The sequence below is a fragment of the Pseudoalteromonas sp. PPB1 genome (assembly GCF_015356275.1).
Classification (GTDB): domain Bacteria; phylum Pseudomonadota; class Gammaproteobacteria; order Enterobacterales; family Alteromonadaceae; genus Pseudoalteromonas; species Pseudoalteromonas rubra_D.
The window spans coordinates 137332-157938 of sequence record NZ_JACEQV010000002.1; the positions used below are offsets into that span (position 1 = coordinate 137332).

General features: G+C 49.3%; 20 protein-coding genes. 6 read left to right on the forward strand and 14 right to left on the reverse strand.

Features of this window, described 5'->3' with window-relative positions; all coding sequences use genetic code 11:
- Positions 1-8 precede the first annotated feature (8 nt).
- The 6 genes from IY568_RS02930 to IY568_RS02955 all read right to left on the reverse strand — a co-directional run bounded on the left by IY568_RS02930 (position 9) and on the right by IY568_RS02955 (position 6273).
- A complete protein-coding gene (locus tag IY568_RS02930) occupies positions 9-1367 on the reverse strand; it encodes a DUF3526 domain-containing protein (protein WP_194866742.1) in 1359 nt (452 codons plus the stop codon).
- Positions 1354-2793, reverse strand: a complete 1440-nt coding sequence (locus IY568_RS02935) for an ABC transporter permease (RefSeq protein ID WP_194866743.1) — start codon at positions 2791-2793, stop codon at positions 1354-1356. Before IY568_RS02935 ends, IY568_RS02930 begins: the two co-directional genes overlap by 14 nt.
- A 39-nt stretch (positions 2794-2832) precedes the next feature.
- Positions 2833-3555 (reverse strand): ABC transporter ATP-binding protein, encoded by a 723-nt coding sequence (locus IY568_RS02940; RefSeq protein WP_138539021.1) that lies wholly within the window; start codon positions 3553-3555, stop codon positions 2833-2835.
- Between the two features lie 163 nt (positions 3556-3718).
- Positions 3719-4171, reverse strand: coding sequence for a hypothetical protein (locus IY568_RS02945; protein ID WP_010385831.1), 453 nt, complete (start codon positions 4169-4171; stop codon positions 3719-3721).
- 9 nt (positions 4172-4180) lie between these two features.
- Complete coding sequence (locus IY568_RS02950) at positions 4181-5446, reverse strand: MFS transporter (protein WP_228553100.1); 1266 nt, start codon at positions 5444-5446, stop codon at positions 4181-4183.
- Positions 5447-5451: 5 nt separating this feature from the next.
- Complete coding sequence (locus IY568_RS02955; RefSeq protein WP_194866744.1) at positions 5452-6273, reverse strand: nicotianamine synthase family protein; 822 nt, start codon at positions 6271-6273, stop codon at positions 5452-5454.
- A gap of 166 nt (positions 6274-6439) precedes the next feature.
- Between IY568_RS02955 and IY568_RS02960 the strand changes: the two genes are divergently transcribed.
- Complete coding sequence (locus IY568_RS02960; protein WP_194866745.1) at positions 6440-7612, forward strand: efflux RND transporter periplasmic adaptor subunit; 1173 nt, start codon at positions 6440-6442, stop codon at positions 7610-7612.
- Complete coding sequence (locus IY568_RS02965) at positions 7609-10713, forward strand: efflux RND transporter permease subunit (protein WP_194866746.1); 3105 nt, start codon at positions 7609-7611, stop codon at positions 10711-10713. Before IY568_RS02960 ends, IY568_RS02965 begins: the two co-directional genes overlap by 4 nt.
- A gap of 134 nt (positions 10714-10847) precedes the next feature.
- On the opposite strand, the gene IY568_RS02970 is transcribed toward IY568_RS02965, so the two are convergent.
- From IY568_RS02970 to IY568_RS02990, 6 genes are all read right to left on the reverse strand, one after another.
- The gene (locus IY568_RS02970; protein ID WP_194866747.1) at positions 10848-12971 is read right to left on the reverse strand and encodes a TonB-dependent siderophore receptor; all 2124 of its coding nucleotides are present in this window, start codon (positions 12969-12971) and stop codon (positions 10848-10850) included.
- A gap of 194 nt (positions 12972-13165) precedes the next feature.
- On the reverse strand, positions 13166-14392 hold the full coding sequence (locus IY568_RS02975; RefSeq protein ID WP_323744711.1) for an NAD(P)/FAD-dependent oxidoreductase: 1227 nt from the start codon (positions 14390-14392) through the stop codon (positions 13166-13168).
- A 5-nt stretch (positions 14393-14397) separates the two neighbouring features.
- Positions 14398-15621: an NAD(P)/FAD-dependent oxidoreductase gene (locus IY568_RS25055; protein ID WP_267251007.1), complete on the reverse strand. Its 1224-nt coding sequence runs from the start codon at positions 15619-15621 to the stop codon at positions 14398-14400.
- Complete coding sequence (locus IY568_RS25060) at positions 15597-15785, reverse strand: NAD(P)-binding protein (RefSeq protein ID WP_267251008.1); 189 nt, start codon at positions 15783-15785, stop codon at positions 15597-15599. The genes IY568_RS25055 and IY568_RS25060 overlap by 25 nt, the downstream gene beginning before the upstream one ends.
- On the reverse strand, positions 15778-16098 hold the full coding sequence (locus IY568_RS02985) for a 2Fe-2S iron-sulfur cluster-binding protein (RefSeq protein ID WP_010385820.1): 321 nt from the start codon (positions 16096-16098) through the stop codon (positions 15778-15780). Before IY568_RS02985 ends, IY568_RS25060 begins: the two co-directional genes overlap by 8 nt.
- A 338-nt stretch (positions 16099-16436) precedes the next feature.
- On the reverse strand, positions 16437-16796 hold the full coding sequence (locus IY568_RS02990; protein ID WP_010385819.1) for a winged helix-turn-helix transcriptional regulator: 360 nt from the start codon (positions 16794-16796) through the stop codon (positions 16437-16439).
- A gap of 108 nt (positions 16797-16904) precedes the next feature.
- On the opposite strand from IY568_RS02990, the gene IY568_RS02995 reads away from it, so the two are divergent.
- Genes IY568_RS02995 through IY568_RS03010 form a run of 4 tightly spaced genes read left to right on the forward strand, consistent with a single transcriptional unit; the run spans position 16905 to position 19517 of the window.
- On the forward strand, positions 16905-17486 hold the full coding sequence (locus IY568_RS02995; protein WP_194866749.1) for an NAD(P)H-dependent oxidoreductase: 582 nt from the start codon (positions 16905-16907) through the stop codon (positions 17484-17486).
- Positions 17487-17495: 9 nt separating this feature from the next.
- On the forward strand, positions 17496-18044 hold the full coding sequence (locus tag IY568_RS03000) for a redoxin domain-containing protein (RefSeq protein WP_194866750.1): 549 nt from the start codon (positions 17496-17498) through the stop codon (positions 18042-18044).
- A gap of 24 nt (positions 18045-18068) precedes the next feature.
- Positions 18069-18626, forward strand: a complete 558-nt coding sequence (locus IY568_RS03005) for a carboxymuconolactone decarboxylase family protein (protein ID WP_194866751.1) — start codon at positions 18069-18071, stop codon at positions 18624-18626.
- A gap of 15 nt (positions 18627-18641) precedes the next feature.
- The gene (locus IY568_RS03010) at positions 18642-19517 is read left to right on the forward strand and encodes a phosphotransferase family protein (RefSeq protein WP_194866752.1); all 876 of its coding nucleotides are present in this window, start codon (positions 18642-18644) and stop codon (positions 19515-19517) included.
- A 16-nt stretch (positions 19518-19533) separates the two neighbouring features.
- Here the strand turns inward: IY568_RS03010 and IY568_RS03015 are convergent, their stop codons facing one another.
- Positions 19534-19950 (reverse strand): GFA family protein, encoded by a 417-nt coding sequence (locus IY568_RS03015; RefSeq protein WP_194866753.1) that lies wholly within the window; start codon positions 19948-19950, stop codon positions 19534-19536.
- A gap of 151 nt (positions 19951-20101) precedes the next feature.
- Positions 20102-20455: a DUF1428 domain-containing protein gene (locus IY568_RS03020; RefSeq protein WP_125563409.1), complete on the reverse strand. Its 354-nt coding sequence runs from the start codon at positions 20453-20455 to the stop codon at positions 20102-20104.
- Between the last annotated feature and the right edge of the window lie 152 nt (positions 20456-20607).

Consider the following 20607-nt stretch of genomic DNA (forward strand, 5'->3'; position numbering starts at 1 on the left):
GAGGAGGGTTAAAGCGGTTTTAGCTGTCGGATCCTGACGATCGACAAGGCAGAAATGGCTAGCACGAATAAAGCACTGATCAGCAATTTCCACAGGCCACTGGCTGCTTCCATCGCCTGCGCTTTAAACAGTGGAAAATCTTCCACATCCTGACGTGTCACCGGCTTATCAAAAAACATAAAGTCATAGAAAAAATGACGCATGGCACGGTGGTAATCAGCCACCTGTTGCCGGTACTTCAGCTGATAGCCGCTACTGGTATGGGCCAGTTCATTCAGCGAAAGCTGAAAGAACAAAGCCGGAGACAACACACTCAGTGTTTGCAACCGGGCCTGGCGAGCCTGATTATTCTGTATATGCGCTTCAACAAGAGTCTGCACCGCCAGATCGCTCATATGCTGCTGCGCATAATACCATTTCCAGTCAAATGCCTCGCCCAGAGGCGCGGTATTCTGCCAGGGTGTTTCGTGCGTCAGAAATTCGTCCAGCGTGGCTTGCTTGTCCTTATCCCAGCCATCGTTGAGTGTCATGCGCTGTTGCAGTGTGATCTCAAGTGGCGCATCGCTTTGGTACTGACCAGACAAATACAAGTGCACAGCCCCGGGGATCAGCAGCGCCAGTACCACCCAGCTACTCAGATAAGCCAGGCTATTCACCACACTGTTTTTACCAAAACTCATGATTAAAGTTGCCAGTGCAAACCAGAACACCATATACAAACTGGTCGCCCCCAGCACTATCCAGAACAGGCCGTCAAACGGCAAAGACAATATCAGTGCAGCGCTGAGTAGCAGGGTAACCACCAGCAACCAGATAACCATAAAGCGCAGCGCAATCTGCTTGGCAAGTAGCCCAAATGCGCTGTTAGGCAGCGCGTTAAGCAATCGCCAGCGGCCCGCATGTTGCTCGTCTGAGATCAAAGTCACCGTTAATATGCCTATCACCAGAGGCAGAAAATAAACCAGCACAAAGCCCAGATCCAAGCCACCTGCCCGTTGCTGAGCCGGATTGACAATCTCACGATTGAAAATCTGGCTTTGCAATGCCGTTGCGCGAATTTTCGTGGCCACCATAGACGACGGGGTCTCGCCTACAAACAAAGCGGCCCAGGGGCTCAACTTCCACTCAGTCGGGGCACTGGCATAGTACGCCAAAGATCCCGCAGCGGGCAGCGTTTCACGGCTGTTAACATGTTCCCGCTCTTTTTGAAACACCACCATAGATTTATACTGGTCGATGCGTACCGACTTATAACCAAGTGCTCCCTGGTAGATGGCAAACACCCCCGAAATGATAAATAACACCAAAACCAGTTTGTTAATGGTGCCAGCAAACAAACGCTTGCATTCGAGTTTAAACAGCAGCATAGATCCTCCTCTGCATCCCGTTTGAGTTCAGGAAAATAAACAGGGCAATAACCGCCAGCAGCGGCAAAGCCCAGGCCAGAGAAAACGCGCTCAATGACCAGCTCAGCTTCGGCAAGGTGTAATGAAACGCATCAAACTCCTGCCAATAGGATTTATCAACCCGCTGTGCTCTGTCATCGTGATGATGGATCTCATGAGTGTGTAACTTATTTAATTTTTGAATACGCGCGTATCGGTGCGCTTCAGCTTGCTGCTCAAAATCCAAAAAGTGTCGGGTATCTGTCCGGGTTAATGCCATTGAAAAATCGCGCACAAACAAATAAGGATTGATCCAATAAAACTGACTGACAAACTGGCGCTGCGCGTCAAATTGTGTGACTTGCTGCTGATAATGCTTTTTGTAAATCTCGGCATTGAGCTTTTCACCTTCCTGCATCACCAACCCTTTGTAGTTAACCGGTAACTCCTCGACTGAAGATACGCCATACTTTTTCAGGGTTTCTTCGCGGAATTTACTGAAGTAGGGGTCGTCCGGGTTGTGACTGTCTCCGACTTTACGGTTGTCCAGCTTAATGGCCAGTTCAAAGTCATTGCGTTTTTGATGTGGATACTGATGATGGGCAAATTCCGCCAGCATACGCGGCATCAATATGGTCAGAATAAACCAGATTGACGTCAGCAGTATGAGCGCTTGCTTAGGGGCTTTCACCAGGCTTGAAATCAACAGGGTTACTGCGATCCAGAACAGGCAATATAGCAGGTAAGCCCCAAATAACAGCAACAGCCTGAGTGGTGCTTCTGCGGAAAACTGTGCGCCGGTACCGGCGGCAAGGCCCAGAGCCAGAACAAACACAGGTAAGATAAACACCACAGATACAAACAGGTAGCTAAGGCTTTTACCGGTGATCAACTCACGAAACGACACGCCCATAGACATAAGCTGTCTGAGCGTGCCACTTTTTTGCTCTCCACTGACGCTGGCAAACCCCAGCGCAATAATCAGCAGTGGCCAGATGATCAGCAAAATGTTGGCACTACTGAGCTCGGAAAACCGTAACAAGGTGCCGCCATCCTGATCGTTGGCAAAATTGGCGCTGTTTTGTTTATGCGCCTCCAAAAAGATACTGTCACCCACCCAGGCATTCACACCCAAGTCAAAAAAGCTAAGCGCACTGGGAGGACGGAACGCAAAGTGACCAAAATGCGCCACCCGATGAGGGTGCCTGTCTGGTTGTGCATTCCATTGTTGCTCGACAATTTCCTGCGCTTTAGTTTGGGTATGCACGCTGTGTTGGTATTGCTGCCAGCCAGTAAATAAGGCAATCGCCAGTAATAACTGGATCATAAAAAAGAGCAGCCACAGGCTGGGACTTTTGCGTTTACTGGCCAATTCATGGCGACAGATCTGCATTATTTTATTATTCATAGATAAGACAATTCCTGTTTAAACATCGACGTTGCAGCATTAGCTGGCTGCACGTATCGCCGTTTTCCCTGAAATAAGTTCGTGATAGGTGGTTTCCAGGCTGCTCAGCGGCAACTTGTTGTTATCCAGCAGGGTCAGCAGTTTGCCTTTATCCATAATGCCGATTTTGTCGGCCAGTGTATGCGCGCAGTAAAAATCGTGTGTCACCATCAAGATAGCAGCGCCCTTTTTTGCCAGTCGCTCGATAATGCGGATAAATTCCAGCGTCGCACTGGGATCCAGTCCGGATGTCGGCTCGTCCAGCAGTAACACTTTGGCCTGGCGCATAATCGCAAAGGCGATACCAACCTTTTGCCGCATGCCTTTTGAGTAGTTTTTTAACGACTGTTTACGGGCATTTTGTTCCAGCCCGGTTTCATCGAGCGCCGCATGGATCTGTGCCTCATTAACGGACAGTCCCGACAGGCTCGCCAGATACTTCAGGTTATCAATGGCATTGAATTCCTGATACAAATTAACCTGCTCAGGCAAGTACACCAGCTTATCTTTACAACTGGCTCCCTGATGCACATCCACTGAATCGATCAATGCCTGACCACTGTCAGGCTGTAAAAAATTGAGAAAGATATTCAGCGTGGTGCTTTTCCCCGCGCCATTGGCACCCAGCAGACACATTATCTCGCCCTGCTCGACTTTAAAGCTCAGTTCGCTGATCACCTGTTTATCTGCAAATGATTTGGTTAACTGTATGGCTTCTAACACAAATAGTACTCCCTGATACAATAAAAACCGCGCACGCCGTGTTGTCTAGATAAAGACCTGAACACTAAGCATGGGCGGTTTGGTAAGACGTAATCAACGTCACGTTTAGTTATAACATAACACCAATTAACTAAATAGGAACAGTTTTTATTTCCCTGAGGTATTAACCTATTGGCACCAAAAAGCTCGCAGTCCCAGTAAAAGCGCCGCCTTCAACGTGGATCTGACCATTCTTGTAATACACGAGATTATCAGACAAACGCTTTTTACAGTGCTTAGGGAAGAAGCCTTCAAAGCGAACCTCTTCGGTTGTATTGATAGTGCGCTTGAATTTAATGTCGAGATCTCTGAGGTAGACTTCCCCCACTTTTTCGGTCAGCTGGTTGTCCCAACAGCCGTAAATAATGCCAAGCTGAGAGATCCAGATCATGGCACTTTGCGCACTGAAATGAAAACGGCCATCTCCGGGCATTTGAAAATGCTCAACATTAATGCGACCGTCAATATAACCGGGCTCTAAAGAGACGGAACTAAACGACATACGCTCCTCACGCCAGCCATTTTCGAGATAGTCTGACATATAGGCTCGTTGCTGCGCTTGAGTAAGTTGAATCATGGTTAATCCTTACTTTGATGTGGTTGGGCTGGTTGTTTGAATTTGGGAATGGACATCGCGTGTCGACATAAACAGTGTATTGCATATGGCAGTCCCTAAGCCTATGACGACCAGGCAATACCAGGCCAGATCATCACTTAAGCTGGCATAATCGAATGCCACTCCCACCACAGCGCTGCCTGCTATCAAACCGACTCCGGCAAACAAATAGAAAAATCCGTAGTGTGTGGCAACCGACTTATCCTTTGCCAGCACCGAAATCTGGCTCATGATAAAAGGAAAGCTCACCATAGTGCCAAGCGTAAACAGGACAGCAAGCAGGCTCATTGGCAGGTAATACAAAACACCGCCCTGGTAGGGCCAGACCGGGATCAAGGTGGCGAAAGACAGCCCCATCAGGGCTATGCCGATACTGATCCACTGATCAGGAGACAGAAAACGCTCGCACAGACGCGTGACCGGAAATTGAAAACAAATAGAGATAAGTGCACACAAGGTCAGTACCCAGGCAACATCTCCGGGTGCACCTGATTGATTGACGATATGTAACGGGATAGCAAATGAGATCTGATTAATCAGCATAAAGTAGCCCGACATGATCAGCGAAAAGGTGATGAATGTGCGGTTCCCCAGCACACCTGTAATCATGGCTGATACGCCGCCTTCTTTTGAGGTTTCCTTTACCGACGCATCGCTCGTTTTAGCCTGTTTACCCGGCAACAGCACGGTAAACAGTAACGCAAACATCGCAAAAGGTAATGCCGAGACCACACATAACACGTCAAAGCTGACACTCAGAAGCAACAAACCACACACCGGACCCAGTAGCTCACCGCCATTTCTGGCCACGCCTACCAGCGCAAACATTTGCGCGCGACTCAGCTCGGTTTGTTTAGAAAAATAAGACTGTGCAGCAGGCGTAAACAAGGCACCAGCAAATCCGGTCAGAAAAGCCGCTAAAAACAGCACCTCTGTGATCTGAGAGAACAAAAACAGGCAAAACCCAAGTGCCCGAAGCAAACACCCGATCACTATCAGTTTCTTCACGCCAAACAAGTCGGCTAGCAGACCGCCAACCAAAAACAATCCTTGCTGGCAAAAAGAGCGCACACCCAAAACCAGTCCAACCAGGGTAGCGCTCAGCAGCAAGTCTTGTTTAAGGTAACCCGCTAAAAACGGGATCAGCATATAAAAACCAAGATTAAACACAAAAGCTGCGATGAGCATCCAGCGATATTCAGTGCTGAGTCTCAGGTAAGATGTAACTATCGACATATCAGCTAAACCGGTTTATGTGCAATCAAAATAGAATGAAAGTTATCGGCGTAGGTCTGGATCTTCAGTTTCAGCTGAAATGGTGCCAGCCCGGCCTCATCCACACTTGGGTATAACAAGGTGCGCAGATTAAAGGCAGTGCGAACCACCAGTTGCGCGCCCGTACGCATTTGCTCATATAAGTGCGCAATAATTTTATCTTTGAGCTGCGCATCTCCAACCAGGGCGGCTAGCCAGATCACATCGTACTGGGCCAGATCTGCCTGTTCACAAATATCATTGTGGATAAAGTCCATCTGATTATCAGCCGACAACGCACCGCAGACTTGCCTACCAAGCAACAGGTCATCCTGCTGAATATCAAGGTTATCAACCTGTAACCCTGCGTTATACAAAGCCATAGAAGTCAGTGGTAACGCACCGGAACCCACCATCAGGACCCGCTTTACCGGCTCATCCGCCAACGAATGAATGGCGTTAATTTCCAGACCCGTGGCGCGCTGATAGTGTTTGAAATACGGATACTCCTCACGCAGTACCTGCTCAGGTGCATCGCTGTTAACAAGACGCTCCGCCCAGTGCCGCTCATACATACTGGAAGCCAGGCTAAACAAGTGCTGGATCTGAGGTTTAATGGCCTTAATTTTGGCTTGTGCCAGAACCTGCTCAGCAAACTCACTGCCGTGTTCATTGGATAGTAAACCCAGAAAACAATCAAAGACAGCCATGGTTTGGGCGTTGATAGTCAGCGTTTCCATGCTATGAATTTGTTCATAAACGTCCACAATTTGCGAGGCGTGGATCCCTACGTGATTCGCGATAGTCATAAGTAAGTCACTGCTGTACTGTTCCGATTTTATGTTATAACATAACTCATGGGTTATTTATGTGTAAACCACTTTATTCAACAATTTTTAGTTAAGTGAGTCACTTAATAAAATTACGAAACAAATAATTTACGATGAAAGTTAAGTGACAAGCAGGGAAATTACCATGGACACAAATAAAAATAAGTCTTTTTATCATCTACTTAAGCATCGTTCTGTTGCCCTGCTCCTGGTCCTGTTTATGGGCAGTTCAGCCTGTGTTGCTTTAGTTACGCTCGCTAAATCCCCTAAAGAGGATCAGGTTCAGCAAGCCGTGCTGCCAAAAGTATCGAGTACAGTCTTGATACCCACAGATCATCAAACCACGTTAAACTTGTCAGGGGTCTTAAAACCAGCCGAGCAAACAGACATTGCCTTTGAACTCCCGGGCAAAATTGCCTGGCTCAACGCCGGATTCATTGAAGGTGGGATTATAAAAAAAGGGGACGTGCTGGCCAGGCTTGACCCATTTGATTATCAAACTCAGTTACTCAATAAACAGGCAGAGCTTGCACTGGCGCAGGCTCGTTTGTCTGAGCAAATTGCATTGGCTGATGTGGCAAAGAAAGAATGGGCTGCCAGTGCACATGTCACCGACCTTGCACTCAGAAAACCTCAGGTTGCCAGCGCCCGGGCGCACCTAAAAGCAGCGGAAGCAGAATTGGCACAGGCCCAAAAGAACCTGGCACGTACTCACTACTACGCCCCTTACGATGCATTGGTTGCAAAACGCGATACCGGCCTTGGTCAGGTTATTCAGGCAGGTCAGCCACTTGGCCAGCTGGTCAACCTAAGTTATGGTGAACTGCATGTGCCCGTCGCTCAGTTTGACCAGCCTTTTTTGCCACCCCTGCCAGCAGCAGATGTCAGGATAGCAGCTGGAAACAACCAGCGCACCGGCACACTCACGCGCCATACCGGCCTGCTCAGCGATACCACCCGAATGGCCTACTATGTGATCAGAATAGACGACCCTTATGCACTGCACAGCACTTTGCCTGCCGTACACTTTGGGCAGTTTTTACAAGCTGAAATAGCCGGTATCACACTCAAAAACGTCCTGAAAGTACCTCAGGAATGGGTTAAAAACGACACGCTCTGGTTAATAAGCCCGGAGCAAAAGCTACTGAAATATTCCGCTAACGTGCTACGCAGAGAGGACAACAGTGTGCTGATCAGTGCACCACCCCACTCAGATTATCAGCTGGTCACTCAACTACCTGATTATCCGCAAACGGGTATGCAAGTGCGCGCCCCTGCCCCACATACCCAGCTGGCTGTTAAAGGAGACAAGCAATGAGCCAGCCAAGTAAACTGATCGGCTATTTTGTTCATCACCCGGTCGCCGCGAACCTGCTGATGCTGTTTATCGTTTGCATGGGTTTGCTGAGCTATCAGGGGATCCAGAGACAAACCTTCCCTGTTTCTGACAACAATAAAATTATTGTCACTGCCACCGAGCTGGGCGCCTCAGTTAAAGAAGTTGAAGAAAATATACTGCTTAAGATTGAACAGGCACTCAAACCTCAGGTCGGCATTAAACGCCTCACCAGCCAGGCAACGCCGTCGCGTGGGCGAGTTGAAATAGAGCTGGAACACGACCAGGTTTTAGCCCATCGTCTTGATGAAATCAAAATGAAGCTGGATGCCATTGCCACCTTTCCACCCGCCATGGAGCCACTGCAAATTGTTGAGCGCGCACAGCGTCAGCGCGCGCTGAGCGTTGTGTTATCCGGTCCGGATAACCCACTCGAACTGAGAAAGCTCGGAAATGAATTAAAAGAAGAGTTACTGCAACTTGAGGGGATTGCACACGTCGATCTCTCGGCCATTCCCGATTATGAAGTCGCGATTGAGCTGTCACCACTTCGATTACGAGAATACAATCTCAGCCTGTCAGATGTAGTGCGTGCAATTCAGACACAGGCCGATAATGTGTCAGCTGGTGAAATAAAAACCGCGCGCGGTAACATCTACCTCAGACTGGCACAACGCGGCTATCAGGGCTCAGCCCTGGCCAGCACACCCGTTATCACCGGCCCTTTAGGTGAAACTGTACAATTGCGCGATATCGCAACCATCAAAGATGGATTCCGTGAAACCCTGGATGCCGGGCGCTTTAATGGTGAGCAGGCAGTGTACATCATGGTTCTGGCGGCCAAAGAACAGTCATTGACCGACGTGGTTGCTCAGGTTAAAGCCTATGTTGAATACAAACGTCAGGCACTGCCTGAACACATCAATATCTACGAGTTTGTTGATGTGACCTTCTACTTGCAGGGTCGCCTCAATATGATGCTGGAAAACCTCGCTCAGGGTGCCATTCTGGTGTTTATCGTGCTCGCCGTATTTTTGCGTACCCGGCTTGCTATCTGGGTGATGCTGGGTCTGCCGGTTTCCATGCTGGGCGCTTTCTGGCTGATGCCGCTATTCGGGATCACCATGAATCTGGTGTCTTTATTCGCTTTTATCATGGTGCTGGGTATTGTTGTGGACGACGCCATAGTAATAGGCGAAAGCGTCTGCGAGGAAGTTGAGTCAAATGGCCACTCTCCACAGCAGGTGATAAGAGGAGCACAAAAAGTGGCTATGCCGGCCACCTTCGGCGTACTGACCACCATCGCCGTCTTTATGCCCTTTATGTTCAGCAGCGGTCCTAACTCAGGACAGTTCATAGCTATCGCTGGTGTGTGTATTTTATGCCTGTTTTTCAGCTTAATTGAATCCAAGCTCATCTTGCCTGCACACCTGGCTGCAACGCGTTTACCGCCCAGGCCAGCTGAGCACTGGCGCAATCGCTTTAACAGCAAACTTCAACAACTGCTGAACAACCATTATGCCCCGTTACTCAAGCACTGTATTCACTATCGCTATGCGGTCATCGTTGGATTTATGTGTTTGCTGGTTCTGGCAATTTGTCTCATCATCAGTGGTTTATTGCGCTTTACGCCCGTTCCAAAAGTACCTCATGATTATCCGTCAATTAATATTCAGATGGATCACAGTGTGTCTGAAGCACACACCCTGGCCGCCGTTGAGCAAATAGAAACCCTGATTAATCGTGTTGAGCAAGATATCCGAACCCAGACCGGTAAGCCTATGATGGACGTGATGTATACCCGCATCGATCACCTGACTGAGGCCGAAGTAGTCGTTCCTCTGGTGCCAGAAGCAGAGCGCCCGTTTGATACCTTTGAACTAGCCAGACGTTGGCGGGAACAGTTACCTGATATACCTGGTGTAAAAAAGCTGACCATAGAATCCGATGTGATCGACATTGCTGAGAAAACGGATCTGGAGTACCGCCTGTTTGCCAACGATGCTGAAACCCTTTATCAGGCCAGCCGGGCAATGATCGACAAACTGAATAGGATCAGCGGTGTTCACAGCGTCTACTCCTCGCTTGATAGTGCACAAACTGAATATCAGATCCAACTTAAGCCACTGGCGCACCAGCTAAACCTGAGCGCAAAAGACGTTACCCGACAAGTGGGGGCGCGATTCTATGGGCTTGAAGTGCAGCGCGTCATGCGTGAAGGTCAGGAGGTCGTGTTTAAGGTGCGAGGTGCACAGGCAGACCGTCAGCAATTGAGTGCCCTCGACCACACGCTGATCACTTTGCCAAATGGCGAGCAGGTGTTCTTTGGCGATGTGGCGCGTACCGTTGAAGTACCGGGTTTTTCGAGCATCAGTCGTGAGCAGGGCTATCAGGTCGCTACCATCAGTGCCAATGTGGACGAACAATACACAAGTATCGCCCACGTAACAGAACACATAGAGTCACAACTGCTGAGCGAACTGACTCAGGCCCACCCAGGGTTAACTACTCAGCCCGGCGTCACACTGCAAGCACAGCGACAAGAGCAAAGCCAGGTACTGATTTTTGGTCTGGTTGGGTTACTGGTCGTCTATTGTTTGCTTGCACTGCCGCTGCAAAGCTATCTGCAACCTGTCCTGGTGATGTCTGTGATCCCCTTTTCCGTGGTCGGCGCACTGTGGGGACATTACCTGCTTGGCTATAGCCTCAGCATGATGTCAGTCTTTGGTATTGTTGCGGCAGCTGGGGTGGTGATCAATGACTCCCTGGTCATGACGGATGTGATCAACCGCCACAGATCAGCAGGCCTGGATATTAAAACTTCGGTTATCCGCGCCGGTATTGGTCGCTTCCGGGCCATCTTACTCACCTCACTGACCACCTTTTTAGGACTGGTGCCAATTATGTTTGAGTCAAGCCTGCAGGCACAGTTTGTGATCCCGACAGCCATATCACTGAGCTTCTCAGTGTTGTTTGCAACCGGGGTAACGCTGATCATGGTGCCTTGTATGTATGTGATGCTTGAAGATATTAAAGAGATGTCTGGTTCCTTGCTGAGACCAATCAGACGTCTGTTGGCCTAGCATCAAAAAGCCCGGCAATCAGTGCCGGGCTTTTTCTATTCAGGCTTTAAAAAAAGCAGAGTTCTAAATAAAAAATGTGCCCAGGCAGGGAGCACCGGGACACATTAAACGACTCAAAAGGTCTGTGGGCAAAATTAGAACTGATATGAGGTCGACACTAGTACCTTACGCGGCTCACCCGGCTGCACCCACATCTGAGAATATGAGTTGGTGAAGTGCTTGCGATCAAAGGCGTTATGTACCTGCGCCTTTACCGACCAGCGATCGCTGATTGCATACTCTGCAAACAGGTTCACAGTAACGTAGGAAGGCAGGTAGAAATCAGTACCACGCTGGCCCAGTCGCTCATCCACATACTGAGCCCCCACACCCGCTGACAAAGCATTACCAAATACCGAATATTGCTGGCTCAGCTGAATGCTGGCTGCATTCTCAGGGATGTTTAGCAGGTCGTCGCCTTTTTTAATGGCAACACCCAGGCCGGTATCAATGGAATCTTTATCAACCTGTGCATCCAGGTGAGTAAATGAGAACTGGATCTGCGCATCTGCCGGTAACTGACCGACCACGTCCAGCTCAATGCCCTCGCTTGTAGCCTGACCAATGGCAGCACTAAAGCCTGGGTTATTGATATCAGCAACAATGATGTTGGTCTGCTCACTGTCAAAATAGGCCAGCGTGATGTCGAGGTTATTGTCGAGCAGAGACCACTTACTGCCGAACTCAATTGACTCACTCTGATTCGGATCGAAGCCATCCCCTTTGTAGTCAGTACCAAAGTTCAGACGGTAACCTTCGCCATAGGTTGAGTACAGTGACCAGTTATCACTGAACTGATAGACCAGACCCAGCTGCGGACTAAAGTGTTGCTCAGACTGATCTGCGCTCTGCATTCTTATCTTGTCGTCTGTGGTTTGTTTCAGCCAGTCAAAACGACCGCCAATACGCACCTGAAATGCGTCCGTCAGCGCTATCTGATCCTGGATATAAAAACCGGTTGCCCATTGGTTTTGCTGGCGCACAATCACCGGGGTCGGCGTCGGTGGTGTATGCTGACCATACACTGGCTGATGAATATTGATGGCATAAAGCTGTGCATCGGTTGGGTTGGTGCTAAGTGCTGGTGCGCGGGCAACCCGATAGTCTCTGTCAAACTCAAAACGGTCATAGTCAACACCTACGATGATGTGGTGTTTGATTGAACCTGTCGTGATATCCCCTGCCAGTTCAAACCGTGCCACATACTGATCGGTATCATAAGCGCGCTGTCTGTGCTGACGCGTCAGGGTCTGAAAATCTATGTAAAGCTTTTGTCTGGAAGGCGCAATATCAGCATCGCTTGACAGACTGTCCAGCTCAGTTTGTCTATATGCCAGTGCAGAGCTAAGCTGCCAGTCACTGTTCAGGTCGTACAACCAGTTAAGCTGATGGCCATGTACCATAGTCGTTGTCGGGCCATCACCCGGCTCGCCCAGGAAACGCTCGATGGGCATAAAGTCAAAGTTGCCATTTGGTGCGATGATACCGCGGTCAAACGGGATTTCCTGCTCGGCATACTCAAAGTCATAATGCCAGGTTGAGTCGGCACTTTGGTCGAACACGAATGATGCCATCACGCCATGCTTTTGTGTTTCTATGGTGTCACGGAAGCTGTCTTCTTCCTGATAGAAGCCAATAAAGCGACCAGCGACCGACTCAGACAACACCGCATTCACGTCACCTTCCAGGCGGCGATGGGCGCGGCTGCCCGCTGTCAGTTCAAATTCGCTGGAAGACTGGAAAGTCGGCTTTTTAGTTACCAGGTTAATTGAGCCACCCGGCTCACCACGGCCAAACAAGGCCGCTTTTGGACCCTTAAGCACTTCAACCCGCTCAATACCCGAAATATCACGAGGGCCAGAGAATCCACGGCCCGCATTAAATCCATTAACCAGATAACCACTGGGCACATTCTCATCACCGAAGAAGCCGCGGATCGCAAAGCTATCCCACAGGCCGCCCAGGCTATTTTGGCGACTGACCGACGCCGACATATCCAATACCTGAGTTAATCCTGTCACACCAGTTTGTTCAATTAATTCAGAGTCGAACTCGAACAAAGATTCTGGTGATTGCAAATGTGTAAAGTCACCACGGTAGGCCTGGCGCTCGCCGGTTACTTCAATTTTTTCAATAGTACTGTCAGCAGACACAGAAAACGCCGCAGCGAGAGACAAAGAGAGTACACTTAAACGACACGCAGAGTGTAAGGGTTTCATTATCAGTCCTTCATTATGATATGTTATAACAACTTAAGCGCGAGGACTGTACCACGAATGCAGCCAGGTGTTAAGGAGTAATCAATGAAGTTTTTATACTGATTATTACTTTCATTTTTATTAATTAAATTGCAATAAATAGCGTAAGTTAAGGTGCATCCTTGCACCCAGTGCGTCTTCCTTGTTAATGGGTTTTAACCAGCCTTTTGCTCTGCCTCTTCAAAGCGCTCAACACTAAACGGCGTCAGATCCAATGACGGTGTTTTACCCATAATCAGTTCAGTCATCAATTGACCCGTGATAGCCGATGTCAAAATGCCGGTACGGAAATGGCCACAGGCATTGAGATAACCTTCTACGCCTTCGACCGGGCCGAGGATTGGCAATTCATCCGGTGTCCCCGGACGTAACCCAGCCCAGCAACGCTTGATGCTCGACTCTTTTAATATCGGCAAACACTTCATCGCCCCCTGCGACAGCTCCTGAATTTTGTCCAGGCTATTGGTGGTATCAAAGCCTTTTTCTTCTGTCGATGAACCGATCAGGATTTCGCCGTTGTCTTTTTGTGCAATGTAACAGTCACTGGTACTGATACAGCCGTTCATGATCTTTGGCATGCGCTCCGACAGCACGATTTGTCCTTTCACCGGATACACCGGCATAGTACGACCAGTGGCTTGCTGATATAACTCGTTGGCCCAGGCACCGGAGGCATTGATCAGGGTATCGCAGAAAAAGACTTCATCGCTCGTTTTCACTCCTTCCACAACATTGCCGTTGCGGATCACCGAGGTGACTCCAGTATTCAGATACAAAGACACCCCATTTTGACGTGCGCCTTCCAGATACGCGTCGACCAGCCGATACGGATTTACCTGGTGATCACAAATAAAATCAATGGCACCGATGGCATCGTCAGTCACATAAGGCTCTTCTTTTTTAAGTTGCTCGGCGTCCAGCCAGCGTACCTGATCGGCCAGGTGAGGGATCCCCTGAGTGATCTGCTCGGCGTACAACCTGTCTTCTTCGTTGTACATGATAAATTTCAGCCCTGTACGCTCAAATTTAAAATCAACACCGTGCTTCTCCAGCATCTCCTCATGCAATGCCGGATACATATTATTGGACGTTAATGCAAACTCAAAAAAGCAATCTGGCAACTGGTGCGGACGCATGACCGGCACTTCCTTACCTTGTGCCTCACTGTGCAATTTAGACAGAGTTTTAAAGAAAATGACTCCGCATCCAAGACCAACCGATTCACCAATGGCCCACAACCCGCCGGCTGACGCGCGCGACGCATTGCCAGGTTTTTTTAAATCAATTAATGCGATTTTTAAATCTGTATCGCGACTCAAAAAGAATGCGCACGCCGCACCCACTGCACCGCCACCAGCGATGACAACATCATATTTTTTCATTGTGTTCATTCCATTAAGGTAAAGGGGATAGGATCAAGGGGAAAACGTGGTTTGATCACACCAATATTCTCTGTCAGACCTGCCTGATGCAGGTAGTCCAGCGCGTAGGAACTACAGGTTTTCCCCTGGCAGTCACCCATACCAATGCGGGTTCGCATCTTCAGGCTCGTGATGTCTTTAACGCCTTGCGCAATGGCCTCATCCAGCTGCTCTTTGCGTACTTGCTCACAGCGGCAAACCACGGTCTGTGGCTGCGCCAGAGACAATAAGCCGGGTTGACGATCCGAGAACCGGTCAAAGCCAAAACGGAATTTTTTAATCCGCGCCAGCTTGTTGTTAACTTTTGTAGCCCGTGAGAACAGCTCAGATTCTGTGATCTTTCCACACTGCCAGGCCAGACGTAATGCCGCCAATTGACCTTCACAAATGGCAGCATCAGCCCCCAGCAAGCCATTACTGTCGCCCACTACAAAAGCACTGTGATTCTGGCTTTGATGCCACTCATCCAGTGCAGGCACATAACCACTGACTTTACTGTAGGTGTGTTCCAGGCCCAGTAACATAGCAAGCTGGGTCCGTGCCACGAATCCGTACCCCACCCCAATGGCATCGACTGCCACCTGCTCAGCCAGGTCACGTTGAGGTCGCCACTGGCTATCGTATGGCGCAACATGAATACTGCTAAGCTGTTCCTCGCCCTGCGCACTGACAATTCCCCAACCATATTTGAACGGGATTTTGTGTTTTTTGAGGTAACTCATCATGCTCATGCCCGACAGCGTTAACTTGGGCTTATTAAGCAAAGCAACGGCCTCTTTTGCCAGCTTGGCAAATGGGCTGGCTTCATACACGCCAACTACATCTACACCGGCTTTATGCAACTGGCAGGCGACCAGAGGTAATAAAGGCCCGGTGCCCACCAAGGCCATGCGCTGCCCCGGTCTGACCAGACCACTTTTAAGCTGTAGCTGCACACCGCCCAATAACATAACGCCGGGTAACTGCCAGCCAGGAAACGGAACGCTGCGCTCGTGACAACCGGTTGCCAGGATCAGATGCCCATATGGTTGACGACTCAATCCCGAGTCATCACTAAGTAAAAGTTGATTACTGCCTTCCGGGCCAAGCACCCGGGTCTGCGTTTTGACTTCAATGGATTCTCGGTGCGCCTGATAGCGGGTTTGCAATGCCGTCATGGCGCGCTTCAGGTTGTCATCCAGGTGCGGCAATGAATCGTCTTGCGCAGCGGCCCGCGATATATCACCCCACCCAGCTTAGGTGCTTCGTCAATGATCACTGACTTTAAGCCATGACGTGCTAATTCAGCTGCCGCAGCAGTCCCCGCAGGACCGCCACCGACGATCACCACTTTGTCGTGCGTCTGGCTAGTCATGCTTGATCCCCTCTTCTTTGAAGCGGTTGGTCAGGGTTTCAACTGACATGTGTGGCTTAACTAAGGTCTGGCAGGCGCGTTGCTTGTGTTTGGCATTGATCTTAACCTGGCAACAATGGCATACCCCCATGCCACAGTAGGCACCTGATGCAACATTGCGGTCGTTTTCCATCACTTTGGCATAGTTGGCGGCAAGCAAAACCGACAACACGGTTTCCCCTTCACAGGCCTCAACAGATTGATCATCGACGGTAATTTTAAAATTGCGCGAAGGCAGAGGCGTAATGTCTCGGGTGCGCTTAAGTGGTTTCATAACTTGTCTCTCTCATGTAGTGATACATCATCGAGCGCAGCATGTACGCTTGATATACAGGACAGGTAAGAGCCAGTGACGTTGAGGGTAACTTGAAATGATAATTAAAAGTTAACTACTAAAAAGTGTACAACCGTTTTCCCGGTTCCTTTCGCTCGTCTATGCCCTATTTCAGGCACATTCAGCTCATTTCCTGTGAACGAGAGAAGATTAACCCGGAATAAACAATTAAGCTATATTTATTTACATTGAATAAACAAAAATTGATCTGGATCCGGGCATGTCGCTTTTTTATGCACTCCCTGATGACTTGCTCATCGCCAGTTCATGCTTTTCTCTTAGTCGAGTTGGTGAGATTCGGACCAGACTCGCAGTTGCTCCAGAATATGCAGTGCTGAGCGGCCAAACTCGGTCAGCTCATACGTGACTGCCACTGGCCGTTCATTAACAACCGTACGTAGCACCATGCCCTGGGATTCCAGCTCTTTGAGGCGCTGATCGATCATCTTTTTGCTGGCACCACCGAGCATTCTGGCCAGATCGTTAAATCTCACCGGCTCATCTTTAAGATGATAGATGATAGATCCCGTCCATTTTCCACCAATGAGACGCATGCCCTTTTCGATGGCACAAGGCTCCAGACACGCATTTAAAACTTTTTTTCTTCCCTTACTATCTGTTTTAACAACACTTTCCACAGTCAGCACTCCAAAATCAGGGTGGTTACCAAAAGTAAACTAATTGAATAAAGGTCACAGGTTACTATTATAAATCACGATAGTAATTAAGCCTACCGGAGAATCAACATGAACAAAGCCCTGATCATTAACGCACATCAGTATTACCCCTTTTCTGAAGGGAAACTCAATGCCACGCTGGTTAATAGTATGGTCTCTCACCTGACTACCAAGGGATACGAAACCCGAGTGGTAACAATGGCTGAACCACTCGACATTGAGCACCAACTGGATCTGCACCGCTGGGCTGATGTCGTGATCCTGCAATCCCCAATTAACTGGATGGGTCTGCCCTGGTCATTTAAAAAGTATATGGACGAGGTGTATACCGCAGGTATGGGGGGTACGCTGTGCAATGGCGACGGACGCTCAGCCGACCAGCCTAAAGCCAATTACGGACGAGGTGGCACGCTTAGCGGCACCCGTTACATGCTCTCTGTCACCTTTAACGCCCCGGCGGAGTCGTTTAATGACGTGAATGAGTTTTTTGAGGGTAAAAGCGTGGACGACTTGCTGCTCCCGGCCCATATGAACTTTAAGTTCTTTGCTATGCAGTCTATACCTACGTTTAGCTGCTTCGATGTGATGAAAAATGCAGACATAGAGGGCGACCTTGCGCGCCTCGACACCCATTTAAACACCTACTTTTAAGGACGCACCATGAGCCACACTAACCAGTACACTCAAAAACTGCACCCCGGCAGCCCATTTCCGGACATCCAGGTTAATCTGGCCGATGGGAGTACACGTCACCTGGCGCAGGCCAATAATGCTGGCAGGTGGCAGCTGGTACTGATTTATCGGGGTCGACACTGCCCGTTATGCACGCGTTACCTCAATAAACTGGAACAATTCAAGGAGCAGCTGGCTGACATCAAAGTCGACATAGTTGCGGTATCCGGAGACAGCCTGGCACAACTGCAAAGCCACAGCGAGCAGCTCAACGTATCGTTTGAGCTGGGATATGGTCTGCACCTTGCGGACATGAAAACCCTGGGCTTGTTTATTTCTGATCCCCGTTCAGCACAGGAAACCGATCATCCCTTTGCCGAGCCCGGGCTCTTTGTGGTCAATGAAGCCGGAAACATTCAGGTCACAGATATTTCTAACAACCCCTTTGTTCGCCCGGATCTGACTTCTTTGGTAAATGGTCTTGGCTGGATCAGGGACCCGGACAACAACTACCCCATTCGCGGTATGCATTACTAACCGCCTTTTAACAGGAGCACACACATGTTTACCTATTATGAGCCCGACACTGCACCACAAGACTCTAAACCGCTCATGGCGCAATCACTGGCCAGTTTTGGCATGCTGCCCAACCTGCATAAAGTGCTGGCAGAGTCGGCCGTGACCTACAAAGCTTATAACGATACCTTTAGCGCTTTTATGCAGGACACCAGTCTGTCGGCCGTTGAACAGCAGGTGGTGTTTATGACCGCCAACTACGAAAATAACTGTCACTATTGTGTTCCCGGTCATACCTGGATGATGAAATCTGCCGGCATGCCCGACGCTCTGATCAACGCACTGCGCGAAGGAACCCCCTTGCCAGACAGTAAACTTCAGGCACTGCAGGACTTTGTAAAAGCACTGCTGGCAAAACAGGGGCATATTGGCGATGACGCGCTGGCAGCCTTTTTGAGTGCCGGATACAGCAAACAGCAAGCACTGGAAGTACTAACCGGCCTGGCCGCTAAACTCATTTCCAACTTTACCAATGCACTGGCCAAAACCGAACTGGACCCACCGATGCAAGCCTATCAGTGGACCCATCCGGATTCACGTTAATCGTCCGCGTCAACTATGCAATTGGACTCATCAGACACATTAAAACAGTGCATCACAAGTCAAAGGCCACTCCAGGGTGGCCTGACCCACGACAATTCCTTGCTGATCTGCGCCGACGGCAGCCAATGGGTATGTAAACGCTCCCTTGGCCGACATCAAAGTGGACTTGCCACCGAAGCAAACACCTATTTGCTGCTCGCTAACACACGTTTCGCGCTGCCAACCAGGCTAATACACTCAGATAACGCCAGCCAGATGCTGCTTCGCCCTTATATCGAAGGGACAACCACAACGAGCTGGGCACAACTCAGTATTGAGCAGGCAATCCTCTTGCTCAAAGCTATCCATCAGATCACAGCAACACACCATGGTAAGGTAAGCTCCCCCACCAGCCTCACTCTGAACCCGGCCAACCAACTTAGGGTCATCTGGCGATATTTCCGCAACCGCACGTCTGAACGCGCCAAAATGACGAATATCTATGGCAAGCTCAGCACGATTTTGCAGGACCGCCAGAGCCTCTTTAATTCGCTTAGCACTTTTACACTCAACCATGGCGACTTCCACCCCGGCAACCTGATTGCGACACCCGGGCAGCAGCTTGTTCCGATTGACTGGGAGCGTGCACATTTCGGCGACCCAGCTTTTGACTTAGCCCTGATCAACTGGCAAGGCCAGGGTCCCATCGTTAATCCTGCCCTGCAAGCCCGTGCAATTGCGCTCTACACTCAGTGTCCGGCAGAACAAATACAGTTACAAAAACGCGTGATATGTTGGAGTTTAGTGCGCCTGTTCAACGATTATTTATATCTCACCAGCAACGGGCTGAAGGTCGATAAACTGGCGCACTTTGAAGAGACCACAGCAACGCTTCTGAATGCGACCAGCTAAAATCACCTTGACGGTCTTACGTGCAGGATGACGTTCGTGCGTTTTTAAAGGTTGGAATATCAGCTTGTAGTGAACACCAATTTGCTTTGCTGCTGGTAAAAATCTGCGCATCCACTTTCACTGGAATATCTGTATCGAATGTGGATATGGCGATTTCTATGTCTTCTGGTGACACACCTTTACTTCGAAAACCGAGGCTGGACCCACAGGTATGACAAAATGTACGCGTGGTACCATTGGGGGCTGTGAACTCTTTTAAGCACTCTTTACCCGACAACCAGTTTAAATCAGTCACGGACACCAAAGTGCCAAAAGCAGCACCATGAAATTTACGACACATAGTGCAGTGGCAATTAGCCACTTTGGTGCTGAAACCGGAGACGGAGAAGGTAACTTGTCCGCATAAACACGAGCCATGATATTCATTTTTCATACGCTTCAGTTTCCCAGCTGCAAGTCACAATATTCAATTCAGACAATACCACAAAACTTAAAATGACACTGCGACCCTGCCTGCTAGCTTAGTGAGTGGTGAGGTTTCACAGTGTAAGTACTTTGCATAACCCGTATGCCAGGTTTGGCAACTATGCGGTAAGAATCGTATTAAACCCACCGTAGATTAGGCGCTTGCCATCAAATGGCATAGGATTATTTTCCGCAGACATTCTTGGGTCTTCCATAATGGCACTCCAACCTGCGTCACGTGCCTCTTTAGATGGCCAGACTACCCACGAAAAGATCACAGTTTCGTTGTCCTGAGCTTTAACCGCCAGAGGCAGAGAAGTCACTTCTCCTTGCGGCACATCATCACCCCAATTTTCTACCACTTCTAACGCACCATGTTCTTTAAACACCACTGCGGATACTTCTGCGTGCTCAATGTACTTTTCTTTATTGTCATTCGGTACTGCTGCGACAAAACAATCTACATATGACATCTTCCTCTCCTTTACCTTGGCCTTTCACATACCGTCAACCTAATCCAGATCTGACGTCGCGTTGAAGCTCGCGCAACACGACTACACAGCCACACCCAGCCTATCAAGCATAGCAGGCCAGAATGATTGGCAGAGGAAAATAATACGCTTAA

Excerpts from the sequence above, each read along its gene's own strand:
- IY568_RS02930 (WP_194866742.1), bottom strand. The coding sequence starts at position 1,367 with ATGCTGCTGTTTAAACTCGAATGCAAGCGTTTGTTTGCTGGCACCATT.
- IY568_RS02935 (WP_194866743.1), bottom strand. The coding sequence starts at position 2,793 with ATGAATAATAAAATAATGCAGATCTGTCGCCATGAATTGGCCAGTAAA.
- IY568_RS02945 (WP_010385831.1), bottom strand. The coding sequence starts at position 4,171 with ATGATTCAACTTACTCAAGCGCAGCAACGAGCCTATATGTCAGACTAT.
- IY568_RS02950 (WP_228553100.1), bottom strand. The coding sequence starts at position 5,446 with ATGTCGATAGTTACATCTTACCTGAGACTCAGCACTGAATATCGCTGG.
- IY568_RS02955 (WP_194866744.1), bottom strand. The coding sequence starts at position 6,273 with ATGACTATCGCGAATCACGTAGGGATCCACGCCTCGCAAATTGTGGAC.
- IY568_RS02960 (WP_194866745.1), top strand. The coding sequence starts at position 6,440 with ATGGACACAAATAAAAATAAGTCTTTTTATCATCTACTTAAGCATCGT.
- IY568_RS02965 (WP_194866746.1), top strand. The coding sequence starts at position 7,609 with ATGAGCCAGCCAAGTAAACTGATCGGCTATTTTGTTCATCACCCGGTC.
- IY568_RS02970 (WP_194866747.1), bottom strand. The coding sequence starts at position 12,971 with ATGAAACCCTTACACTCTGCGTGTCGTTTAAGTGTACTCTCTTTGTCT.
- IY568_RS02975 (WP_323744711.1), bottom strand. The coding sequence starts at position 14,392 with ATGAAAAAATATGATGTTGTCATCGCTGGTGGCGGTGCAGTGGGTGCG.
- IY568_RS25060 (WP_267251008.1), bottom strand. The coding sequence starts at position 15,785 with ATGACTAGCCAGACGCACGACAAAGTGGTGATCGTCGGTGGCGGTCCT.
- IY568_RS02985 (WP_010385820.1), bottom strand. The coding sequence starts at position 16,098 with ATGAAACCACTTAAGCGCACCCGAGACATTACGCCTCTGCCTTCGCGC.
- IY568_RS02995 (WP_194866749.1), top strand. The coding sequence starts at position 16,905 with ATGAACAAAGCCCTGATCATTAACGCACATCAGTATTACCCCTTTTCT.
- IY568_RS03000 (WP_194866750.1), top strand. The coding sequence starts at position 17,496 with ATGAGCCACACTAACCAGTACACTCAAAAACTGCACCCCGGCAGCCCA.
- IY568_RS03005 (WP_194866751.1), top strand. The coding sequence starts at position 18,069 with ATGTTTACCTATTATGAGCCCGACACTGCACCACAAGACTCTAAACCG.
- IY568_RS03010 (WP_194866752.1), top strand. The coding sequence starts at position 18,642 with ATGCAATTGGACTCATCAGACACATTAAAACAGTGCATCACAAGTCAA.
- IY568_RS03015 (WP_194866753.1), bottom strand. The coding sequence starts at position 19,950 with ATGAAAAATGAATATCATGGCTCGTGTTTATGCGGACAAGTTACCTTC.
- IY568_RS03020 (WP_125563409.1), bottom strand. The coding sequence starts at position 20,455 with ATGTCATATGTAGATTGTTTTGTCGCAGCAGTACCGAATGACAATAAA.